The organism is Deltaproteobacteria bacterium (assembly GCA_028818775.1).
Lineage (GTDB): Bacteria > Desulfobacterota > Binatia > UBA9968 > JAJDTQ01 > JAJDTQ01.
Map to the genome: position 1 here is coordinate 1 of JAPPNE010000053.1, position 21,144 is coordinate 21,144.

19 protein-coding genes and 1 tRNA gene are annotated in these 21,144 nt (G+C 65.8%); 14 read left to right on the forward strand and 6 right to left on the reverse strand.

The genetic code is table 11. The features are described from left to right. Positions 1-224: 224 nt before the first annotated feature. Entirely contained in the window at positions 225-743 is a 519-nt protein-coding gene (locus OXU42_06470) for a permease (GenBank protein MDE0029025.1), read from the forward strand. 53 nt (positions 744-796) lie between these two features. Here OXU42_06470 and OXU42_06475 read toward each other — a convergent pair whose 3' ends face one another. Next, a complete protein-coding gene (locus OXU42_06475) occupies positions 797-2,407 on the reverse strand; it encodes a rhodanese-like domain-containing protein (GenBank protein ID MDE0029026.1) in 1,611 nt (536 codons plus the stop codon). A 66-nt stretch (positions 2,408-2,473) separates the two neighbouring features. Continuing rightward, entirely contained in the window at positions 2,474-3,655 is a 1,182-nt protein-coding gene (locus OXU42_06480) for a Rieske 2Fe-2S domain-containing protein (protein ID MDE0029027.1), read from the reverse strand. 224 nt (positions 3,656-3,879) lie between these two features. Between OXU42_06480 and OXU42_06485 the strand changes: the two genes are divergently transcribed. The 8 genes from OXU42_06485 to OXU42_06520 all read left to right on the forward strand — a co-directional run bounded on the left by OXU42_06485 (position 3,880) and on the right by OXU42_06520 (position 11,106). Beyond that, positions 3,880-4,728, forward strand: coding sequence for an iron-containing redox enzyme family protein (locus OXU42_06485; protein ID MDE0029028.1), 849 nt, complete (start codon positions 3,880-3,882; stop codon positions 4,726-4,728). 195 nt (positions 4,729-4,923) lie between these two features. Further along, a complete protein-coding gene (locus OXU42_06490) occupies positions 4,924-5,793 on the forward strand; it encodes an ABC transporter permease (GenBank protein MDE0029029.1) in 870 nt (289 codons plus the stop codon). Position 5,794: 1 nt separating this feature from the next. Beyond that, entirely contained in the window at positions 5,795-6,568 is a 774-nt protein-coding gene (locus OXU42_06495; protein MDE0029030.1) for an ABC transporter ATP-binding protein, read from the forward strand. After that, positions 6,565-7,569, forward strand: a complete 1,005-nt coding sequence (locus OXU42_06500) for an ABC transporter substrate-binding protein (GenBank protein MDE0029031.1) — start codon at positions 6,565-6,567, stop codon at positions 7,567-7,569. The genes OXU42_06495 and OXU42_06500 overlap by 4 nt, the downstream gene beginning before the upstream one ends. A gap of 136 nt (positions 7,570-7,705) precedes the next feature. Beyond that, positions 7,706-8,794: a tripartite tricarboxylate transporter substrate-binding protein gene (locus OXU42_06505; GenBank protein ID MDE0029032.1), complete on the forward strand. Its 1,089-nt coding sequence runs from the start codon at positions 7,706-7,708 to the stop codon at positions 8,792-8,794. A 96-nt stretch (positions 8,795-8,890) separates the two neighbouring features. Next, entirely contained in the window at positions 8,891-9,883 is a 993-nt protein-coding gene (gene fbp, locus OXU42_06510; GenBank protein ID MDE0029033.1) for a class 1 fructose-bisphosphatase, read from the forward strand. Positions 9,884-9,905: 22 nt separating this feature from the next. Next, positions 9,906-10,829: a class I fructose-bisphosphate aldolase gene (locus tag OXU42_06515; GenBank protein ID MDE0029034.1), complete on the forward strand. Its 924-nt coding sequence runs from the start codon at positions 9,906-9,908 to the stop codon at positions 10,827-10,829. A gap of 118 nt (positions 10,830-10,947) precedes the next feature. Next, positions 10,948-11,106, forward strand: a complete 159-nt coding sequence (locus tag OXU42_06520) for a hypothetical protein (GenBank protein MDE0029035.1) — start codon at positions 10,948-10,950, stop codon at positions 11,104-11,106. A 63-nt stretch (positions 11,107-11,169) separates the two neighbouring features. On the opposite strand, the gene OXU42_06525 is transcribed toward OXU42_06520, so the two are convergent. From OXU42_06525 to OXU42_06535, 3 genes are all read right to left on the reverse strand, one after another. Continuing rightward, positions 11,170-12,171, reverse strand: a complete 1,002-nt coding sequence (locus tag OXU42_06525) for a methyltransferase (protein ID MDE0029036.1) — start codon at positions 12,169-12,171, stop codon at positions 11,170-11,172. After that, positions 12,168-13,613 carry a putative DNA binding domain-containing protein gene (locus OXU42_06530; GenBank protein ID MDE0029037.1) on the reverse strand — a complete coding sequence of 482 codons (1,446 nt, stop codon included), beginning with the start codon at positions 13,611-13,613 and terminating at the stop codon, positions 12,168-12,170. Before OXU42_06530 ends, OXU42_06525 begins: the two co-directional genes overlap by 4 nt. A gap of 97 nt (positions 13,614-13,710) precedes the next feature. Beyond that, positions 13,711-14,862 (reverse strand): M20/M25/M40 family metallo-hydrolase, encoded by a 1,152-nt coding sequence (locus OXU42_06535; protein MDE0029038.1) that lies wholly within the window; start codon positions 14,860-14,862, stop codon positions 13,711-13,713. 390 nt (positions 14,863-15,252) lie between these two features. Between OXU42_06535 and OXU42_06540 the strand changes: the two genes are divergently transcribed. Beyond that, positions 15,253-17,007, forward strand: coding sequence for a hypothetical protein (locus OXU42_06540; GenBank protein ID MDE0029039.1), 1,755 nt, complete (start codon positions 15,253-15,255; stop codon positions 17,005-17,007). A 32-nt stretch (positions 17,008-17,039) separates the two neighbouring features. Here the strand turns inward: OXU42_06540 and OXU42_06545 are convergent. Beyond that, positions 17,040-17,116, reverse strand: a tRNA-Met gene (locus OXU42_06545). 192 nt (positions 17,117-17,308) lie between these two features. Here OXU42_06545 and OXU42_06550 point away from each other — a divergent pair. From OXU42_06550 to OXU42_06565, 4 genes are all read left to right on the forward strand, one after another. Then, the gene (locus OXU42_06550; protein MDE0029040.1) at positions 17,309-18,346 is read left to right on the forward strand and encodes a zinc-binding dehydrogenase; all 1,038 of its coding nucleotides are present in this window, start codon (positions 17,309-17,311) and stop codon (positions 18,344-18,346) included. A 143-nt stretch (positions 18,347-18,489) separates the two neighbouring features. Further along, positions 18,490-19,497, forward strand: a complete 1,008-nt coding sequence (locus tag OXU42_06555) for an amidohydrolase family protein (protein MDE0029041.1) — start codon at positions 18,490-18,492, stop codon at positions 19,495-19,497. 31 nt (positions 19,498-19,528) lie between these two features. Then, positions 19,529-20,023, forward strand: coding sequence for a tripartite tricarboxylate transporter TctB family protein (locus OXU42_06560; protein ID MDE0029042.1), 495 nt, complete (start codon positions 19,529-19,531; stop codon positions 20,021-20,023). Between the two features lie 54 nt (positions 20,024-20,077). After that, a complete protein-coding gene (locus OXU42_06565) occupies positions 20,078-21,136 on the forward strand; it encodes a tripartite tricarboxylate transporter substrate-binding protein (protein MDE0029043.1) in 1,059 nt (352 codons plus the stop codon). The last annotated feature ends 8 nt before the right edge of the window (positions 21,137-21,144 follow it).

Below are 21,144 nucleotides of genomic sequence, written 5' to 3' on the forward strand. Positions count from 1 at the left end.
GCCTTGACTCGGTGCGAGCAGAGGCTACGCCACCCACACGAAATCCTGAAGACCCGAAATCCGTTTCCGGTTGTGTCAAGTTGCCAATTGTCCCGTCGGCCCGGGGCGCTCCATGAGTTTCGGGTGACGGGGCGGGAATTCATGCGCGGATCGGCGGTCCTGGGGGTCAGGAAGACATGCATCGCGTGCGCAGAAGAAAGGGCGGTCTGGCAGGGAGGCTCGGTATGGACGGCGGTTTTTGGTTCATGTTCGCGGCCAGCATCGTCGTCGGCGTTTACGTGGTCTACTCCTACGGAATGCCGCGGGCGCTGGACGGCCTGTCCAGTGGCAGCCAGCTCCTGATGGCCACGCTTCCCAAGATGATCTTCGCCTTCGCGGTGGCGGGGCTGATCCAGGTCATTCTCCCCACCGACCTGATCTCGGCGTGGATCGGCGAGGGCTCCGGACTGAAAGGGCTCCTGATCGGCACGGTGGCGGGCACCTTCACTCCGGGAGGCCCAATGATGCACTTTCCCATCGTCGCGTCGCTGCTGCACTCCGGCGCCGGCTCCGGTCCTATTATCGCCTACCTGACCGCCTGGTCCCTGCTCGGGGTCCATCGCCTGGTCATCTGGGAGATCCCCATTCTGGGCTTCGAGATATCGGCGGTGCGTTTCGTGGCGAGCTTGGCGCTGCCGCCGCTGGTGGGTTTCGTGGGATCGTACCTCTTCCACAGCCTGCCGACCCGGCTTCCGGCGCCGTGACCGGTCGGCGCACATGAGGTCCTCGTTACCCCGCATTCGGTTGGGGTGGCTCTCTACGAACGCGAATCCGCCGGCTCGTCCTTGACGAGATCGATCTCCCAGGACAGGTAGCGTTCCATATCCTCGCGGGATTTGCCCAGGGCTCCGGTCCACACGCTGTGGCCGAAGTCGGCCTGCGCGTCCTCGGTGGACACGCCCGTGCCTTCCAGCCCGTCCTCCAGGACGCGGCCGGAACTCTCCCACGACCGGGTGCCGCCTTCCAGCACCCGCACCTTGCCATACCCCAGTTCCCGCAGCGTTCCGGCGGCCAGGGTGGAACGGATCGCGTTGTCGCACACCATCACCAGCGGTGCGTCCTTGTCCGGCGCCGTAGCCCCGATGTCGAGTTCCAGGCGTCCGCGGGGCAGCCAGCGGGTGCCGGGGATGTGGGCGAATCCGTATTCGCCGATGCTGCGCACGTCGAGGGCGAGACCGCCCGCGTCCAGATGCGCCTGGAGCCCGGCGGCGTTGGTGAAGCTCGTCCGGGCGCGCGCTTCATCGAGTCCGAAGACCGCGGGCTCCGGCGCCCCCTGTTCGAGCGGCAGCCCGGCATCCCACCAGCCCTGCAGGCCGCCCTCCAGGACCGACACGTCGCCGAAGCCGAGCTGTTGCAGCAGCGATGCGGCCCACACCGGCCGCACGCCGTCGTCGGAGATCAGGAACACGGGGGCGGCGCGCACGGCCAGGAAGTTTTCGTGGGCCAGGGCCATCTGTCCCAGCGGGAGCGAGATGGCGCGGGGCACGTGGCCGGCCTGGAACTCTTCCGGCAAGCGCACGTCCAGGAGGTAGAAGGCACTGTCGGAGTCGTAGACGCCGCGGAACGTCTCCAGCGGGCAGCGGCGCACGCCCTCGGCCGAGGCGAGGGCTTCGGTGGCGCGCCGGATGCGCATGGCGCGGGTCTCCGACGCGGTCGCCGGCACCTCCATCCCCGGACCCTCGGCGATGTCGTGGCCGGACAGGAACCAGCCCATGACGCCGTTCTCCAGGGCGTAGACGTTGTCGAAGCCGTTGTCGTGCAGCAGCTTGGCGCCGAGGATGCCGCGCGTGCGGCCCGCGCAGCTCACCACCAGCGTGGTGCCGTCCTTGAGCGGTAGCCGCGGCGCGTCCACCAGCAGGTTGCCGCCGGGGATGTGGTAGGTGCCGGGAACGTGGCCGCGCAGGTACTCCTCGCGCGAGCGCACGTCCACCACCACCACGTCCTCGCCGGCCGCGCGCCGGCGCGCCAACTCCGGCGCGCTCATGTGCGTCACGTCACCGCCGTGGGCCACGCGCTCGCCGTGCTCCTTGCCGTGCACCCCCCATCCCGAGCGCACCGGCAGCCCTTGCCGCCGCCACCCGTCCACGCCGCCGGCCAGCACCCTGACGTCGCCGTAGCCCATGCGCCTCAGGGTCTCGGCCGCCAGCGCGCTGCGGCGCCCGTCATCGCACAGGAGCACCACCGGAACACGCACGTCCGGCACCATCACAGGCAGTCGCAACTCCAGCGTGCCCCGGTTGACCGGACTGGTCCCCGCGATTTGCGCACCGGCAAACTCGCCGCGTTCGCGCACGTCGATGCAGGCGTGGGGCTCGTCCGAGGCGAGCAAGGACTGCAAGGCCGAGGGATCGATAGCAGGATGGCTCAAGGGTCTTCTCCCGTCCGGCGTTCGTCCCGGGCACCATGGACGGGACGGCGGCCGAGGTCTTGTTCTTCACGCCACGTGCGCGGGCCGCTCCGCGTACACGACGGCGCCGGAAGTGGTGGGCACGCAGGCCGCCTTCCCGGGATCGCGGATGATCCCCTTGGGGTCCTCGCCGGCCTTGACGTCGTCGATGGCGGTCCTCAGTATCTTCCGGAACAGCAGCACTCCCTCGTCCGAGCTCACGTGGCGCTCCATGGCGTGGATGACGATCTCGCCCTGGCCTTCCTGGGCCTCCTTGTCGTCGGGAAAGCGCTGACTGTACTCGTAGTCACGGGGGCCCCGGCCCGCCGGGGCGAGCTTCTCGCGCCCGGACGGTTCCCAGGTGTCGGTCCCGTCCGGCACCCAGCGGATGCTGGCGCCGAGTTGGTGGGTGTCGTCCACCGGGACGCAGAAGGACACCCGGTCCACTTTTTCCGTCACCGGCTCGTCCGTGTACGTCAGGTGCACGTTGAGCGGCATGATGTTTTCCCAGATGACGTCCGCCCAGCGTCCGTCTTCCATCTTGCGGGTCATGACGAAGCGGATGCCGATATCGGTCTCCTCGTATACCAGCCGCTCCGGCAGGGTGGAATGGGCCTGGGTTGGGAACTGGGCGCCGCTGTGCACCGTGTGGAGCCATACCGCATGGAGCGCATCCATGAGGTTCTCCTCGCTCTGGAGCCAGTTGCAGTCCTGGGCGCCGCCCACGCGCGGTCCGAAGCGCGCCTTCAGCGTGCCTCCCTCCGCCTCCAGGACGTCGTAGCGGGGCAGGAGCGGCACCTTCTCCAGCGGACCCATGTAGGCGAACAGCAGCCCGCCGTATTCCTGCACCGGGTAGGCGGGATGCCAGAGATGGTCCTTGACGGTGCTGTCCGGCGGTTCCAGCGGCATGTCGAGGATACGTCCCTCGACGTCGTAGAGCCAGCCGTGGTAGCAGCAGCGCAGCCCGTCCCGTTCCACCCGCCCGTACTCCAGCGAGGTGCCCCGGTGGCTGCAGCGGAAGAACAGGAGCCCGGCGCGTCCCTGGCCGTCGCGGAACGCCACCAGGTCCTCGCCCAGGATGCGGATGCGCTTGGGCAAATCGGAGAGGTCGTCCGAGAGGCAAACCGGCTGCCAGTAGCGCCGCATCAGCTCGCCGCACGGCGTTCCCGGCCCTACGCGGGTCAGCTCCGGGTCGATTTCGGGAATCTTGAGGCCGTAGGCGCTGCGCATGACGTTCCTCCTCGCCTGTCGGTGCGCCGGCTGACGTTTCGCGAGCGTCTACGGGGTTGTCGCGCCGGCATCCGGGGGACGGTTTGGCAGCGGATATATCAACAGCCGCCTGTGTAGTAAAGCGAACCAGGGGAGCCGGACCCGCTGCGTTGACACGCCATGGGGGGTCTGATACGGGCGGAGAAGGGTTCGCGGCGGGCTGATCTCAGAGAAGGAGCGGTAACATGGCGGATGCCCAGACGGATGTCATTACCACCAAGACGTTTTTCAGGCTTCCTGCGGAATGGGATGCCACACCCCTCTCGCCGGATGAGTTCGAGCACAGGTTCCTGCAGGCCCAGGCCGATACGGTGAGGGCGTTTCCCAATCATCCCCTGATCCCCGACGAGGTCCGCAACGACCAGGAGAAGGCCAGGCGGTACTTCGGCGTGTGGCAGATGAACCACAGCTTCTTCGCCAAGATGTTTCCCAGCTACCTCATGAACGTGGCCGCCAAGTGCCCCTACCAGGACGTGCGGCGCGAGATCCTGCACGACTGCTGGGACGAGGAGGTGAGCGATCCGGACGCCGACGGCATGTGCCACATAGAGGTGCTTTACTACGACTCCCGGCAACTCGGCATCACGCGGGAAGAAGCGGAAGGGTTCGAACCGACCCCGATATTCCTGGCGTGCATGCACGCGCTGGACAACCTGAGCCGCACGCTGTCGTGGCAGGGCGGCTACGCCGCGGTGGGCGGCCTGGAGAGCATCCGGGTGGCCGTGAAGCGCGGCTACCTCGACAAGGGCGAGTTCGAAGGCCCCTGGGCGGCCAGCGCCAACACCGTGGAGAAGCTCTGCGGTATCCCCCACGGTTCGCTCATGAACGCCGGTCTCCATCAGGCCAAGGACCAGCTCCACGGCGGCGGCGTGCTCGACATCCTCAAGAAATACGCCACCACCCGCGAGATCCAGGAAGAGACCTTCTGGGCCATCCGGACGGCCCGATCCTTCCGCGTGATTACCACGAGGGAACAGATCCGGCTGGCGCGGGCCGCCATCGGCCTCCCGGCCGACGAGCTCGTCGTTACTTGATGCGGCGTACCACGTGGCTGCTTTCTTGAATGCGCGGTCGTGGCTTTGTTTGACAGCGATGCGGTGATCGGACTAACATCGCCGCACTTGTCTCAAGATGTCAGCTTGGCGGAGTTGTCGCATCGCTGGTGCGACGCTCGATGCGCGGGTTTACTGAGCCGCGGAGAATCCGATCGGACACGGAGATACTGATTCATGGCGAAACAGGAGGAATTGGCGCTCGGAACAGGGGGGGTAACCACACCGGACGTGGACCCGTCCCAGGGGCCGCGGAAGCCCGTTTCCGTCTTTACCGAGGCCGGCTGGGACGTCGCTCTCCGCGTGGGCTCCATCTTCGCGCTCATCGCCGCATGGTGGGTGGTGGGCCTTTACTACGCCAACCCCGCGCTGGTGCCGTGGCCTTGGGAAACGTTCGCGGAGGTAGGCATCATCATCAAGACGGGTGAGTTCTATCACCACATGGGCAACACGCTTTGGCGCGTGTTCGTCGGCTTCGGCCTTGCCATGGTGGTGAGCACGCCGCTGGGCATCATCATGGGGAGTTTTCGCAACCAGGAGAGCTTCTTCGAGCCTCCGGTGATCCTCGGCCTCACCATGCCGGGCCTCATCTGGGCGCTGCTGATGCTCATGGTGTTCGGCATCAAGGAGATCAGCGCCTACCTCGCGGTGGCCGTGACCATCTCTCCAATGCTCACCATCAGCATCTGGCAGGGGACCAAGTCGATCGACAAGGACCTGATCGACATGAGCAGGGCATTCCACGCCAGCGTGTATTCCAAGCTGGTGGACGTGATCCTGCCGCAGTTGGTGTCGCATATCCTCGCCGCCATCCGGTACGGCCTGGGGCTGGCGTGGAAAGTGATCGTGCTGGTCGAGGGGTTCGGCTTCAGCAACGGCGTCGGCTACCAGGTCATGCACCAGTTCGACCTCTTCTCGGTGAAGGGGGTGCTGGCCTGGGCCATCACGTTTCTGATCGTGATGATCTTCCTCGAGTTCGGTGTGGTGGGCGTGCTGGAGCGCAGCGTCACCCGCTGGCGTCCGCGCGTCGAGGCATGGAGGCGGTAAGTTGGCCTACGTACACATCGATCGTGCGGTGAAATACTTCTCGCGCGAGGACGGCTCGCCTCTGAAGGTGCTGGACGACATCTCCTTCGACACCAAGGAATACGGCATCACGGCGTTGCTGGGGCCGTCGGGCTGCGGCAAGTCGACGTTGTTGAACATCATAACGGGCCTCGAGGGCCTCGACCATGGGCGGGTGGACATCATCTCCGACGGTGAGGACGGCGAGCGGGCGCATCCGCAGTTGGGCTACGTGTTCCAGGATCCGAGGCTGCTCAACTGGAAGCGGGTAGAGGACAACCTGCGGTTCGCCCTCAAGGGCATGGAGGTGCCGGCTCAGGAGTGGGACGAGCGGCTCGACAAGTACCTGTCGCTGGTGGGGCTCACGGACTTCCGCAAGCAGTACCCCCTGTACCTGTCCGGCGGGATGCGGCAGCGGGTGGGTCTGGCGCGGGGGCTCGTCATCGAGCCGCAGGTGCTGTTGATGGACGAGCCCTACAGCAAGCTCGACCAGCTTACGGCGCGGCAGTTGCGGGAGGACACCCTCCAGATCTGTTCCCGGTTGAAGCAGACCGCCCTGCTGGTCACTCACGACGTGGAGGAATCCGCTTACATGGGGGACCGGATCGTGATCTTCTCCGCCCGGCCGGCGCGCATCGCAGCGGTCTACGAGAACCCTCTTCGCTCCTCGGAGCGGGATACCGACGACATGCGCTTTATCGAGTTCAAGAAGGAAGTACTGGAAACCATACTTAACCTGGTGAAGGAGGGAGCATGATGATCGCAAGAATCAAACGGTTTCGTCTGCTGGTCCTGGCCGTGGGGCTGTTCCTGGTTGCTCCGGGTCTGTCGGTCCCGGCTCTGGGCGCGGACCTGCCCGTGGTGGAGTTCGGCCTGCCCTCCGGCGGCGTGTTCGGCCTGGGCGGCCAGTACATGATCGACAAGAAACTGGATCGCAAGCACGGCTTTGTCGCCAAGCCACGCTGGGGCGGCGTGGCGAACGTCGAACGTCTCATCGCCATCGGCGCCATCCCGGTGGGTCTGGCCACCGTGGAGTCCGCGCTGCGCGCCAACCTCAAGGGCATCCCCCTCAAGCTGGTGCAGCCCTACATGAGGACGATGCACAACTACATCCTCGTTCGCAAAGACTCTCCCTACAAGAGCATCAACGACCTCAAGGGGAAGTCCATCGCGGTGCCGCGCGAAGTCACGTCGGCCTACAATCTGTTCGACTTCATGATGCGGAAGCAGGGCGTCTCCATCGAGAAGGACTTTCAGCTCAAGAAGCTGGGCGCCGCCGGCATCATCGCGGTGATGGAGAAGGGCGAGGTGGAAGCCGCGCTCCACTGGGAAGCGCACGTGACCCGGATGATGGCGACGGGCAAATACCGCTCCATCGCCAAGCTGGGCGACGTGATCACACAGGTGCTGAACAAGGACATCCACATGTTCGGTTGGGTGGGCGCGCAGGAGACCTGGGCGAAGAAGAACCCCGGAGTCGTCGGGAAGATCCGCGCCGCGTGGCAGGAAATGATCGCCGGCGTCCAGAACGACCCCGAGCACTTCCGCAAGTACGCCAAGAAGATCTTCGGTCTGGAAGGGAAAGACGTCGTGGACCTCGGCTACGAGCGGGTCAGGCCTTTCCTGCTGCCGGCCGACTTCAAGTGGCCGAACCCGAAGAATCTGGCGAACCAGAAGCAGTACCTGAAGGACGGCATCGCGCTGGGGATCTTCCCCAAGGAGGCCGAGGCACAGATCGACGGTCTGTTCGTGCCCTAGCCTTGACGTAGGAACCGGCGCTGGAGAAGATCCGCCCCCACACGGGGCGCGGCAAGCGGACGAAGGCCGGGGAAGGGTGCTCCTTCCCCGGCCTTTCGCATCGTTTCGGAACCGTCGCAAAGCAAAGGAGGCAACGATGAACTATCGCCTGACGTCGGTCGCAATCTTGGCGTGTCTTGCGCTTTTGGTTTCCGCTTCGCCGCGCGCGGACGCGGAGACTCCGTACAGCAAGGGAACGCGAATCCGTCTGATCATCCCGTTCTCCCCCGGAGGCGGCACGGACGTCTATGGCCGGGTGGTGGCCCGGCATCTGAGCCGCCACATTGCGGGCAACCCCACCATCATTGTCCAGAACATGCCCGGAGCCGGCGGCACCATCGCCTTCAATTTCCTTCACCACTCCGCCAAGCCGGACGGGCTGACCCTGGGGGTGTCGTCCAGCGGCACCCTGACCCGACAGCAACTCGGCTACAAGGGCGCCCGGTACGACCTTGCGAAGATGCCGATCATCTCGGTAGCCGGGTTCGGCCTCATCACCTATGTCGGAGCCCATGTGGGAGCACGCAGCCTGGGAGAACTGCTCAAGCTGGACCTGGGCAGGCCGCTGGTAATGGCGGACACCTCGCGGGAGTCTTCCACCGCGATAAGACGCACCGTCGTTTTCAAGGCTATCCTGAAGGATGTCGCCAGCAAGCAGGTCTACGGCTATCCAGGGTATTCCGATGTCGCGGCGGCGATACAACGCGGCGAGGCCGACATCTCCGGCATGACCGCGCCGGGGTTCAACGCAACGGTGCGGCCCGCGGTGAAGGAAGGCAAAGCGTTCGTCCTGTACCATTCCGGTTTGCTGGACGCTCAGGGGAACATCATTCGCGACCCGGCCGCGGCGGAGTATCCCACCTTCGAGGAGGAATACCGCAAGGTCTTCGGCAAATCGCCTTCGGGCATTGCGTGGGAGGCCTTCAAGTCCCTGGTGGTCGCGGGGGGCAACTTCGAAAAGGGTCTGTTCGCACCTCCCGGGACTCCCCAGGCAACGATAGACCTGCTGGCCGATGCGGTCGGTAAAATGCTGGAGGATCCGCGGTACATCGCGGACGCGAAAAAGATCTTCGGTGCGCGGATCAAGACCTTCGTCGGCGCGGATGCCGCGAAGATCCTCGAAGGCGCCATGAATGCGTCTCCGGAAGTGCAGTCCTTTCTCAAGGAATTGCTGAAGCAGGGTTAGCGAAGAGGGTCTTTCTGCCGGCACCACGTTGACTTTCGCGGGAACATCCTCCTAACTGAACGTGATGCACTACAACGCTGGCAAGGAGTCCCGAAGATGGCGGCAGGCACCACGCTGACGCGGCATCTCATCGAGGAAGGGGGATGGCGCAACGACGGGGCAGGGGATATGCGCGCGCTGCTGGAACCCATCGCCCTGGCGGGCAAGGTGCTCGCCCGGGAGGTCGATCAGGCGGCGCTGGCGGGCAAGCTGGGTCTGGCCGGCGACCAGAACGCCACCGGCGACATGCAGAAGAAGCTCGACGTCATCGGCAACGACGTCGTGATGGATGCGTTCTCGAGTTGCAGCGTGGTGGCGGGCATCGCGTCGGAGGAGCTGGAAGAGCCGGTGGTGATGAGCACGTCCGACGACGCGCGTTATCTCCTGTGCACCGATCCGCTGGACGGGTCGTCCAACACCGACGTCAACGCACCGCTGGGAACTATCTTCGGCATCCTGCGGCGCCACCGGGTGGGTGAGCTCTCGGGCGAGGAGTTCCTCCGGCCGGGCTCGGAGCTGGTGTGCGCCGGCTACGTGCTCTACGGCACCAGCACGTTGCTGGTGTACACGGTGGGCGCCGGGGTGCACGGCTTCACCCTGGACCGGGGGGTCGGAGAGTTCGTCCTTTCGCACCATGACATCCGTTGTCCGGAGGCGGGCAAGATCTACAGCGCCAACGTCGGACGCCACAAGGAGTGGGGCGCGGGGGTGCGGAAGTACCTGGATCATGTCACGGAGAAGGACAAGCCCAGCGGCAGGCCCCACTCGCTGCGCTACACCGGCGCGCTGGTGGCCGATCTGCACCGCTGCCTGCTGGACGGAGGCATGTATCTCTATCCCGGTGATCCCGGGAGTCCCGACGGCAAGCTCCGGCTCCTCTACGAATGCGCGCCGCTGGCGTGCGTGGCGGAGCAGGCGGGGGGAGCGGCCAGCACCGGGCACGGGCGCCTGCTGGACGTGGTGCCCGGGGCCGTCCATCAGCGCACGCCCATCGCCATCGGCAGCGCCGAGAACGTGGCCCTCTACGAACGGTTCATGGCGGAGGAATGAGTCCGCTTGAGGAGGCTGAGTGATGACGGAGAGAGTAAGAGAGGTATTGAGCTGGTACGGCAGCGACAATCCCGGGACCCTGACCAACCTGGCCCGCATACTGAACCACGGCCGCCTCGGCGGCACCGGCAAGTTCGTGATCCTGCCCGTGGACCAGGGCTTCGAGCACGGCCCGGCGCGGAGCTTCGCTCCCAATCCCGCGGGCTATGACCCGCGCTACCACTTCGAGCTGGCGCTGGACGCGGGCTGCAACGCGTACGCCGCGCCGCTGGGCTTTCTCGAGGCCGGCGCGCGCGAGTTCGCCGGGGAGATCCCGCTCATCCTCAAGGTCAACAACCACGACTTGCTGAACGACGAAAGGGACCCCACCCAGGCCGTTACCTCCAGCGTGGAGGACGCGCTGCGCCTGGGCTGCGCGGCCGTGGGCTTCACGGTCTACCCGGGCTCCGAGCACCGCTTCGCCATGTACGAGCAGATCCGCGAAATCGCCCGGGAGGCCAAGCGCAACGGCCTGGCGGTGGTGATCTGGTCGTATCCGCGGGGCTCCGGGCTCAGCAAGGCCGGCGAGGCCGCCGTCGACGTGTGTGGCTACGCGGCGCAGATCGCCGCGCAGCTCGGAGCGCATATCATCAAGGTGAAGTTCCCCCTGGAGAACGTCGAGCAGGACGCGGCGCGCAAGGTGTTCGAGAAGGAAGGCGTGCCCATCGCCGATCCCGCGGACCGGATCCGCCACGTGGTGCAGTCGGCCTTCGACGGCCGCCGCATCGTCATCTTCTCGGGCGGTCCCGCCACCACTGACGAGTCGCTCTTGGCGGAGATTCGCGCCATCCACGCCGGTGGCGGCTTCGGCTCCATCATCGGGCGGAACTCTTTCCAGCGGAGCAAGCCGGATGCCATCGCGCTGCTCGACAAGGTCATGCGCATCTACGCGGGCGAGGATCTGTGAACGGCGGCTTTCCGTCGGTACGGGGCCCTTCGACAAGCTCAGGACAGGCGTAGCGGATCCTGAGCTTGTCGAAGGGCGCGTTTGCGGAACGCACCCTCCTGTGCTAACCGTGACCGCCATGCCTCTCCAGAGAACAGCGGAAATCAAGCGCCGGCGCCGGCGCCGCAAGAGTCTGGCAAAGCTGCGGGTGAAGCTTCAGGCTGCCCGGACCGACCAGGCGCGCGCCAAGGTGCTGGACAAAGCCTTCAAGATCTCACCCTCGGCGGTCCTGGAATAGTCCGGGCTCGTCGTGCGGACCGGTCGACGGCCGGCCGCAGCGCCCCGCGTTGGGAACGCCTTTTCACAGGGGTTTCCGTCCGATGGCCAGGGATGACGTGAACGGCGGCGGCAACTCCACCCGCCCGGCATCCGTCAGGCCGGCGTGCTCGAACCAGCCCGTGACCTCCTCCCGCGTGTAGCAACGTCCACCCTCGGTCGTCAGCAGCATCAACAGGCTGAACACCGTTCCCGCGTTGCTTTCCGCCCGGGTCCCGCCCAGAACGTGGTCCTTGATGACCAGGCGCCCGCCCGGGACCAGGGCGCCGGACAGTTTCCCCACCAGGGCTTCATTGGCGGCTTCGTCCTCGCCGTGGATGATGTTCGACAGGAAGATCACGTCGTAGCCTTCGGGAACGGGGTCCGCGCGGTAGTCGCCGGCCACGCATTCGATGCGTGCGGCCACCGCGGACGCGGCGACGTAGCGCTCGGTGATGCGCAACGTGCCGGGCAGGTCGTACAGGGTCGCGCGCAACGCCGGATAACGGCGGCACAGGGCGATGGGGTAGGTGGCGGGTCCGGGCCCGATGTCCAGCAGGCGCCGCGCGTCGCTCAGGTCCAACAGGTCGGCGACGGCCTCGGCATCACCCCGCGCCTTGACCAGTGAGTCCATGGCGTTGATGAAGATCGCGGTTTCGGCTTCGTCGTGCTGGTACATGTCCGGTACACGCGCCGGCCGGCCGTCGCGCACGGCGTCTTCCAGCTTTCCCCACGCATCCCAGGAAAGCGCGTCGAAGCGGATCATGCCGCTGAAGTCCCTGGGCGACGCGCCCGCCAGGTAGGTGGCGGACAGGTCGTTCAGGCGGTAGCCGGCGCCGTCCCGGTCTAGGAGGCCGAGGACCACGAGTGCTTCGAGGAGCAGGCCCATGGCGCGGGCATCGGCACCCACCGCCGTCGCCACCGCGGGGGCGTCCGCCGTTCGGCTGTGCAACGCGTCGAACACGCCCAGACGCACCGCCGCCTGCAGGATGCGCGACTCCACGTAGGCGCCCGCGATGCCCGCCACCCTTGCGAAGCCCTCGCTCAAAACGGCTCCACCACCCGGTAGCTCCGGCTCTTGGGTTTGATCGGGGCGAGGATGCCCATCTTGACTAGGCTGCGGATGTCGCGGTAGGCGGTGTCGCGGTCGACTTCGGCGATCCGCTGGTAGTCGGCGGTGGACAGGGCCTTTCCGTGGGAAAGGGCGTACACCAGCAGCCTCTGCTGGCGCGGACCGAGCCGCGAGCGGTCGAAGCGGTCCAGCCATTTGAGGGTTTCGTCGTCGTAGATGGGGGTGTTGCGCAGGGTCACGGTGAAGAAGAAACCCTCGGCGCCGAGTTCCGGCGGATGCAGGGCGTTCTGCTCCATCTGCTGGAACATGCGCGGCACTCCTTCGCCGATCTCGCGCATGTAGCCCAGGTCGGAGAGCACGCGCACCAGCAAGGGGTTGCGCGAGAAGTGCACGCGCTCCTGCCGCTTGAGGTGCTCCAGGGTCACGGGCGCGGGCAGGGAGCCGGGGCTGCGCACCTCCAGGCGGTCGTCGAACATCCACACCTCGATCTCCGCACCGGCGATGGCATAGTCCCGGTGCGCCACGGCGTTCACCAGAGCCTCCTGCCAGGCGAACGAGGGGTATTCCAGGCGTTCCTTGAAGAACAGATCGTGCAGCACCATGCGCTCGCGAATGTGCTCCTTGATCCGGCCCACCGCCTCGTCGATGAGCACCCACAACGGCTGCTCGATGCGCACGCGCTTGACCACGTTCAAGGACTCGCCGTAGCGTCTTTCGGTACCTTCGTACTTGACGAAGTCGACGCCGCAGCGCGGATGCCACCGTACGGGCTCCTTGGCGAACAGCAGCAGGGCGGCCATGGAGATCTGCGGCTGGTCCGCGGCTCCGCTCACCAGGTGGTACGGGCGCGCCAGTGTCGATCTCGGATCCGTGCGCCCGCCGATGCGTTCGTTGAAGGATTCCAGGGCCACCGGGTCCAGGTCGTCCCACGTGGCATCGTGGATATGCTGGCGTTCGTAAGAGTACGACAGCTTGGCTTCCTGCAGCCGCCGTATCTGTTCGGGAGGCACCGCGGGATTCTCCGAGGCCACGCGGTAGAAGGTTCGGCCGCTGGCCACGCGGCGCACCTCGAGGCCCGGCGTCACCTCGAAACGGAGCAGCAGCAGGTTGCCGATGTCGATCCGTTCGTACAGCGGATAGAGGGGCGGGTTGAGCAGTCTCCCCGGGACTTCGCTGAGCTCGCGGATCTCATCCTCGGCATAGGGCACGCCGGTGAGGCTCTTGTCGGGCTCGACCCCCACCAGCAGGACGCCGCCGTCGGCGTTGGCCATGCCGTCGAGCAGGCGCGCGATCTCGCGCGCGAGCTCGCGGGGCCGCTTGGTCTGAACCCCGCGCTTCTTCGGATCGTAGGCGCTGATGAACTCGAGGAACTGACCCCGGTCCTCCTTCAGCAGCGTTTCGAGCTCACGTCCGGGCATGATCGTCGATGGGATCCGTCGCTACTGTTGTCGCGCCCGCCGGCGCGAATGCCGGAAGGGACTGTCCCGGGATCCTGGCTTCGCGCCGCGCGACGTTTCAGTGGGCGCGGTCGCCTTCCAGTCGCAGCACCTCGTGGATGATCTGTGCCGCGGAGACGAGGTCGTTGACATCCAGCCATTCGTGCACCGTGTGGATGTCGCGCATGCCGCTGGCCAGGTTGGCGACCTGGAGTCCCCTTTTGTTCAAGACGTTGGCGTCGCAGCCGCCCCCCTTGGCCACGGTGTCGACGGCGAACCCGAGGTTGCGGGCGGCCTCGTGCACGCGCCGGACGATGGCGGTCTCGAGGGGAACGTCCATGCGGTCGTATTCCCGCACGATCCGGGCTTCCACGCGCGCTTCGTGAACGCGGCCGTTCAGTTCCACCGCGGCCCCGGCGGCGGCCTGTTGCAGACACTCCTGCATCGTTTGCGTCTGCCGTTCGAGCTTTTCCTCGTCGTGACTGCGCACCTCGCCCTTGAGCATCACCCGGTTGGGCACGATGTTCAGCGCGGTGCCGCCGCTCACTAGGCCGAGGTTGGCCGTGGTCTCGTCATCGATGCGTCCCAAGGGCATGGCGGCGATGCCCTTGGCCGCCACCTGAATCGCGCTGATGCCGCGTTCGGGGCAGATGCCGGCATGAGCCTCCAGGCCGAGGATTTCGAACTCCAGGTGGTTCACCGCCGGCGCCTTGGTGATCAGGAACCCCACCGAGTCGCTGTCGAGCACCAGGCCGGTCTTCGCGCGCACGAGGCCGAGGTCCAGGTGCTTGGCCCCCAAAAGGCCTACCTCCTCGCATATGGTGAACACCACGTCGATGTCCCCGTGGGGCACATTGTCCTCCGCGAGGGCCTCGATCACTTCCAGGATGATGGCGATGCCGCTCTTGTCATCGCCTCCGAGAACGGTCCGTCCGTCGCTCCGGATGACGTCCCCCTCCACCACGGGCACCACGCCCTCGCCCGGCGCCACCGTGTCCATGTGCGCCGAGAGGAGCATCGGTTCCGCTCCGGCCGCCTCCCCATCGAAGTGGGCCACCAGGTTTCCCACCTCGCCGCCTACCGCTGAGCCCGCATCGTCCATGAATACGGTGCCCCCCAAGGACGCGAGGATCTCCTTCAGGCGCGCCGCGATGGCACCTTCCCGGCGCGACAGGCTATCGATCCGAACCAACTCCAGAACGCGTTCCTTGAGGCGCGTCTTGTCGATCAAGGAAAATCCCTCCAACCGGTTTACCGCCTTGGGCGGCGCGAGTGTATGCAGTGAACGGATCGCCACGCGTCCCGCCCCATTCTCCGTACGGGCTTTGGACGGCACGGCAGTCTACTACAAATCAAGCAGACAGGTCCATGTGGTTTGCAAATTTTGTGGCCGGCTTTGGTGAGTGAATCGTTTCAAATCAAGGCATCACGAGAAAAGCTCACATTTTTGCATGAGACATTCGCGTATCGTACAGTAAACAGCGCCACCGCGACCGTTACAGGTGCCAAGTCGCTTGGAGGCACCGGTGCCCTCTGGTATCATTTGCGAGGGTTCGGATGGTTCGTGCACCAACCTGACGAATCGCGGACGTCCAAGCCCTGCCCGTGTCGAGGATTTTCCATGCAACACCCCGGACCCCCTGGCCGTGCGGCGATTCGCTACCAACCCGATGAAAAGCCGCCCTTGATGCTGACGGCCGGCCTTGGCCTCCAGCTTGCGATTCTCTGTATCGCCGGGGTCGTCCTGACCCCGGCCATCGTCATCCGGGCAGCGGGCGGGAGCGAGGGGTTTCTTTCGTGGGCGGTTTTCGCGGCCGTTGCGGTAAGCGGCCTCACTACGGTGGTCCAGGCAGTGCGGCTCGGTCGCTTCGGCGCCGGCCACGTGCTGCTGATGGGCACTTCAGGCGCCTTCATCGCGGTCTGCGTGACGGCGCTGGTCCAGGGAGGTCCGGCATTGCTCGCCACCCTGGTCCTGGTTTCGTCGTTCTTTCAGTTCATCCTGTCTTCGCGGTTGTCGCTGCTCCGGCGGATTCTCACCCCGGCGGTGGCCGGCACCGTGCTCATGCTGATCCCGGTCACGGTGATGCCCATCATCTTCGACATGCTCGGGGACGTGCCGAAGGGGTCTCCGGCGCTGGCGGCGCCGCTGAGCGCACTGGTGACCGTGGCGGTGATCATCTGCATCGCTCTGAAGGCCACCGGGAGCCTGCGCCTGTGGGCGCCGGTCATCGGTGTCGTCATAGGATCCGCCGTGGCCGGGGGTTTCGGTCTCTATGACACGGGCCTCGTGGCCGATTCCGCGTGGGTGGGGCTTCCGGACGGCGAATGGCCGGGGCTGGACCTGGGTTTTGGCGCGGCCTTCTGGGCGCTCTTGCCCGCCTTCGTGTTCGTGACCCTGGTAGGGGCCATCGAGACCATCGGCGACGGAGTGGCCATCCAGCGGGTCTCCTGGCGCGGACCCCGGGCGGTGGACTTTCGCGCGGTGGAAGGCGCGGTGGCGGCCGATGGCGTGGGCAACCTGCTTTCCGGCCTCGCCGGGACGGTGCCGAACACCACATACTCCACGAGCATTTCCGTGACCGAGTTGACGGGCGTCGCCTCGCGCAACGTCGGCGTCGCCATCGGCGTCATCTTCATCTTGCTGGCCTTTCTTCCCAAGGCGCTGGCGCTCATTTTGGCGATTCCGGCGCCCGTGGTGGCCGCCTATGCCACGGTGCTGCTGTCCATGCTGTTCGTGGTGGGCATGAAGGTGGTGCTCCAGGAAGAGATCGACTACCGTACCGGTCTCATCGTCGGTGTTTCTTTCTGGGCCGGAGTCGGGTTCCAGAGCGGGGTGATCTTCCCCGAGTACTTTGGTGGTTTCGCCGGCGGCCTCTTGCAGAACGGCATGACCGCCGGCGGGCTGGCAGCCATCCTCATGACCCTGTTCGTGGAGCTGACCGCGCCGCGCCCGAGCCGTATCGAGGTGGAGTTCGGAGTGGGAGCGTTGCCGACGATTCGTGAGTTTCTCGCGGGCTTCGTTTCACGCGCCGGCTGGAACAAGGCCACGGCGGATCGTCTCGATGCGGTGGCCGAGGAAACGCTGCTGACACTTGTGGGGCAGAACGAGGCAGACGAGGGAAGGCGCCGGCGCCTGCGCTTGACGGCCCGCAAGGAGGGGGGCGGAGCGCGCCTGGAGTTCGTCGCGGCGGTCGGGAACGAGAACATCGAGGACAGCATGGCCGTGCTCGGGACCGGCCCGGTGGAGGCGCCGGACGAGCACGAGATCTCTCTCCGGCTGCTGCGTCACTTGGCCTCCAGAGTGCATCACCAGCAGTATCACGGCACGGACATCGTCACCGTTCACGTGGACGCCGCGGGACGGGGAAACCCGTGACCGTGCCATTCGTGGCTCTAGTGTGGTGGGAATGGTGGCGGTGGCTGGACTTGAACCAGCGACGCCGCGGATATGAGCCGCGTGCTCTGACCAACTGAGCTACACCGCCATTGTGGGAAGAGAAAACCCGCGAAGGGACTGACGCCCAAGTGTCTTCATCATAGAACGCACCCCGTGAACATGCAAGCCGTGGCCCTTCCGTGCGCCGGCCAAGCATGCATTGCCTTGCAAAACCCCCGCGCCTTCATTATTAGACAGCGGAAGCAGCCGTTCCGAGCGTCTTCCAAGGGAGGATATCGCCATGCAGGGTTGGGTCACTCATGCGTTCAAGGACATGCGCCTGGAGGAGTTGCCGGAACCGGAGGGCCGGCCGGGCTGGGCGGTGCTGAAGACCCGGGTCGTGCAGCCCTCGGTCACGGAGGTCCAACTCTTCTACGGCGAGCGCTCCAACAGCTACGACAAGGTCAAGAAGAAGCTGGCGCAAGGCCCCGAGCCCCTGTTCGGGCACGAGTTCTGCGCCGAGATCGTCGAGATCGACCAGGACAACGGGTATGGTCTGGCGGTAGGCGACCGGGTGGGCGCCACGCACACCGAGATCGGCACCATCGGGCGGGACTTTCCCGGGCTCTTCTCCGAGTACGCGGCGGTGCCGCTGGACGCCCTCGCCAAGATCCCCGAAGGCATCAGCGACTGGGAGGTGTCGGCGCTCCAGCCCCTGACAAGCTGCGTGCACAACATCCAGGTGCTCGGCGTGACGCTGGGGGATACGGTGCTGGTGCTGGGCCAGGGTGTCATGGGCCTCAACTCGGCCCAGGCGGCCAAGGCCGCGGGTGCGGACACGGTCATCGGCACCGACATGCGGCCGGAGATCCTGGAGCTGGCCAAGGAACTCGGGGTGGACGTCACCATCGACGCCTCCAAGGAGAACGTGGTGGAGGCGGTGATGGACCTGAGCGGCGGCAAGGGCATTCCCTTCGTCATCGAGGCGGCCAGCGGCAGTCCGCAGATGGGGCTCTCCGGCGGCGCCACGGTGTCGGAGGCGGTGGCGTGCGTGGCGGCCGGCGGCAAGGTGCTCAGTATTCCGCACTTCCACGAGCCCGTGACCCTGGACTTCAACTACTTGCGCGCCAAGCGGGTGACCTACATGTTCCCGCCGGAGCTGGCCCACCCCTCGGAGATGACTCTGGCCGCGCGGCTGGTGGCGCAGAAGCGCATCAACATCGATCCCATGATCACTCACAAGCTGGAGGGCATCGAGAAGATGCCCGAGGCGCTCGAGATCACCGCAAACAAGTCGAAGTACGGCGCGCTGAACCCGGCCCAGGTGCGGTTCTCCTAGCCGGGATCTCGTGGTAGACTCGCGTTCGGTGAATGCTGGTATGGAATGCCGGTATGAACCGGCCCTTCGACTTCGCTGCGCTACGCTCAGGGCGAACGGGGTATGAAACCGGATGCAAGGAAGCAATCCTGAAGGAGGCAAGCATGGACGCCAAGATCATTGACGCGGACGGACACGTCAGGGACCGGGACGCGGACATCCGCGCCCACATGGAGGATCCCTGGAACAAGCGCGAGGGCTCGCTGCTGCCGTCGGACGAGTGGGACTCGAGCATGTTCGGCACCCTCGGCATGAACATCACCGACGTGCCCACGCGCCTGCGCGACATGGACACCGAGGGGATCGAGGTCTCGGTGCTGTTTCCCACCGGCGCGTTCCACGTGAACCGCATGCCGGAGAAGGCCTACGCGGGAGCGTTTTCCCGCGCGTACAACAACTGGATATCGAGCATGTGCAGCGAGGCGCCGGAGCGGCTCAAGGGCGTCGGCGTGGCGCCCTTCCAGGACGTCCCCGCGGCGGTGGAGGAGATCAACCGCGCGGTCACCAAGCTGGGCGTGGTGGGGATCACGGTGGGCACCTTCGGCATGAAGGACCACCTGGGGCAGGAGCTTTTCTGGCCCATCTACGAGGAGCTCGAGCGGCTCGACGTGCCGCTGCTGATCCACAACTCGCGCTCGGGTCCGGCGGGGGAGAACCGCTTCGACACGTTCCTGTTCAAGCACACCATCGGCCGTCCCTTCGAGACCATGCTGGACTGTGCCGCGCTGATGTACGGCGGCGTGCCCGAGCGGTTCCCGAAGCTGCGCATCGCCTTCCTGGAGTGCGGCGTCGGCTGGGTGCCCTACTGGATGGACCGGATGGACGAGGAGTACGAGCACCGGCAGTCCGAGGCGCCGCTGCTCAAGGCCATGCCCAGCGAGTACATGAAGGCGGGCAACTGGTACTACGCGGCCGAGCCGGAGGAGGAGAGCCTGCCTTACGGCATCGAGCGGATAGGGGACAAGAACATCGTGTTCGCCTCCGATTACCCGCACTGGGACGGCATGTTCCCCAACGTGACCAAGACCATCAAGGAACGGACGGACATTTCCGAGGACTTCAAGAACAAGTTCCTGGGCGACAACGCCAAGGCGTTGTACGGCTGGAACTAGCGGCGCGGCGGCCGGCAACGGGGCTTTTCACGTGCGACTGACAGCCAGGAACGGCTTCAGCATTCTGGTCCTCGTCTTCTTCTGCTACTTGGTCTGGGAAGCCGGGGAGTGGCGCCTGCAGGCGCGCCTCTACCCCTGGGCCATCGGCATCCCCATGATCTTCCTGGCGCTCCTCAACATCGTCCAGGAGTTTCGAGGGCCCCGGGAGAAGGAGGAGGGCGCCGCCCAGAACACGCCCTCCGATTTCCAGTTCACGCAGCCCATGGATATGTCGGTGGCGGTGCGACGCACCATCACCATCCTGTCGTGGATCGTGGGGTTCCTGGCGGGGATCTGGCTCGTGGGGTTCTCCATCACCGTCGCGGCCATGACCTTCGGCTTTCTGAAAATCCAGTCCAAGGAGGGCTGGCCCATGTCGCTGATCCTTACGGCGTCGGCGTGGCTCATCTACTATATCGTGTTCGAGCGCACGCTGCTGCTGCCGTTCCCCGAGGGTCAGATCTTTCGCTGGCTGGGCATCGAGTAGACCGGGCGCACGCCGTGTGGCGTAAACGTTGGGCTAAACCAAGGGAGGTGTGCAATGACGAAACGAGCGATTGGCCGAACTTTTCTCGTGCTGTTGCTGGCCGGGTTCCTCTTCATGAGCTTCTCGGGCCAAGCCGCGGCCAAGGATTTCTACGAGGGCAAGACCATCCGCATCCTGGTTTGCTGCTCGCCGGGCGGGTTCTACGACCGGTGGGCCAGGCTGTTCGCGCGGCACATGGGCCAGTACATCCCGGGCAAGCCCGACATCATCGTCCAGAACATGCCCGGGGCCGGCTCTCTCATCGCCGCCAACTACGTCTACAACATCGCCAAGCAGGACGGTACGGCCCTGGTGATGCCGTTGGCGGGGCTGTACCTCGACCAGGTCGTGGGGCGGAAGGAGGTGCGCTTCGACATTGCCAAGTTCCAGTGGATCGGCACGCAGGAAGTGAGCCACTCGGTGCTCTTCTGCCGCAGCGACTCGAAGTACAAGAGCATCGACGACCTGATCGCGAACAAGAAGGACCCGGCGAGGCTCGGCAACTCGGGCACCGCGGGCAACAGCTATCTCATGGGCAAGATCCTTGAGAAGGGCGTGGGGGCGAACTTCAATTTCGTCATGGGCTATCCCGGCGGCAGCGAGATCGACTTGGCGGTGGAACGGGGAGAGGTGCTGTGCCGCGGCATGACCATCCCCCCGCACTTCGGCCGTGAGCCCTATCTCACCTGGCACAAGAACAAGTTCGTCCGCCAACTCGCCCAGAGCGGGGACGAGCCGGACCCGAGGCTCAAGGACGTCCCCACCCTGTCCCAGTTGTTTGACAAGTACAATGCCCCGAAGCTGGTCCGGTCCATGGCCAAGGTGATCTTCGCCAGCGGCGACTTCGGGCGCCCGTTCGCCGTGGCGCCGGGCGTGCCGGCGGACCGCGTGAAGATGTTGCGCGACGCCTACGCCAAGACGTTGGCGGACCCGGAGCTGGCGGCCGAGGCCAAGAAGGGGCGGATGGTGCCGTACAAGCTGTTGAGGGGCGAGGACCTGCAGAAGGTTGCCCAGAGCGTCGTAAGCCAGCCCAAGGAAGTGGTGGACGGCGTGAGGGGGCTTCTTGGGAGGTAGTTTTTAGG

Excerpts from the sequence above, each read along its gene's own strand:
- fbp (MDE0029033.1), top strand. The coding sequence starts at position 8,891 with ATGGCGGCAGGCACCACGCTGACGCGGCATCTCATCGAGGAAGGGGGA.
- OXU42_06565 (MDE0029043.1), top strand. The coding sequence starts at position 20,078 with ATGACGAAACGAGCGATTGGCCGAACTTTTCTCGTGCTGTTGCTGGCC.
- OXU42_06470 (MDE0029025.1), top strand. The coding sequence starts at position 225 with ATGGACGGCGGTTTTTGGTTCATGTTCGCGGCCAGCATCGTCGTCGGC.
- OXU42_06550 (MDE0029040.1), top strand. The coding sequence starts at position 17,309 with ATGCAGGGTTGGGTCACTCATGCGTTCAAGGACATGCGCCTGGAGGAG.
- OXU42_06520 (MDE0029035.1), top strand. The coding sequence starts at position 10,948 with ATGCCTCTCCAGAGAACAGCGGAAATCAAGCGCCGGCGCCGGCGCCGC.
- OXU42_06555 (MDE0029041.1), top strand. The coding sequence starts at position 18,490 with ATGGACGCCAAGATCATTGACGCGGACGGACACGTCAGGGACCGGGAC.
- OXU42_06505 (MDE0029032.1), top strand. The coding sequence starts at position 7,706 with ATGAACTATCGCCTGACGTCGGTCGCAATCTTGGCGTGTCTTGCGCTT.
- OXU42_06540 (MDE0029039.1), top strand. The coding sequence starts at position 15,253 with ATGCAACACCCCGGACCCCCTGGCCGTGCGGCGATTCGCTACCAACCC.
- OXU42_06530 (MDE0029037.1), bottom strand. The coding sequence starts at position 13,613 with ATGCCCGGACGTGAGCTCGAAACGCTGCTGAAGGAGGACCGGGGTCAG.
- OXU42_06480 (MDE0029027.1), bottom strand. The coding sequence starts at position 3,655 with ATGCGCAGCGCCTACGGCCTCAAGATTCCCGAAATCGACCCGGAGCTG.
- OXU42_06500 (MDE0029031.1), top strand. The coding sequence starts at position 6,565 with ATGATGATCGCAAGAATCAAACGGTTTCGTCTGCTGGTCCTGGCCGTG.
- OXU42_06490 (MDE0029029.1), top strand. The coding sequence starts at position 4,924 with ATGGCGAAACAGGAGGAATTGGCGCTCGGAACAGGGGGGGTAACCACA.
- OXU42_06515 (MDE0029034.1), top strand. The coding sequence starts at position 9,906 with ATGACGGAGAGAGTAAGAGAGGTATTGAGCTGGTACGGCAGCGACAAT.
- OXU42_06485 (MDE0029028.1), top strand. The coding sequence starts at position 3,880 with ATGGCGGATGCCCAGACGGATGTCATTACCACCAAGACGTTTTTCAGG.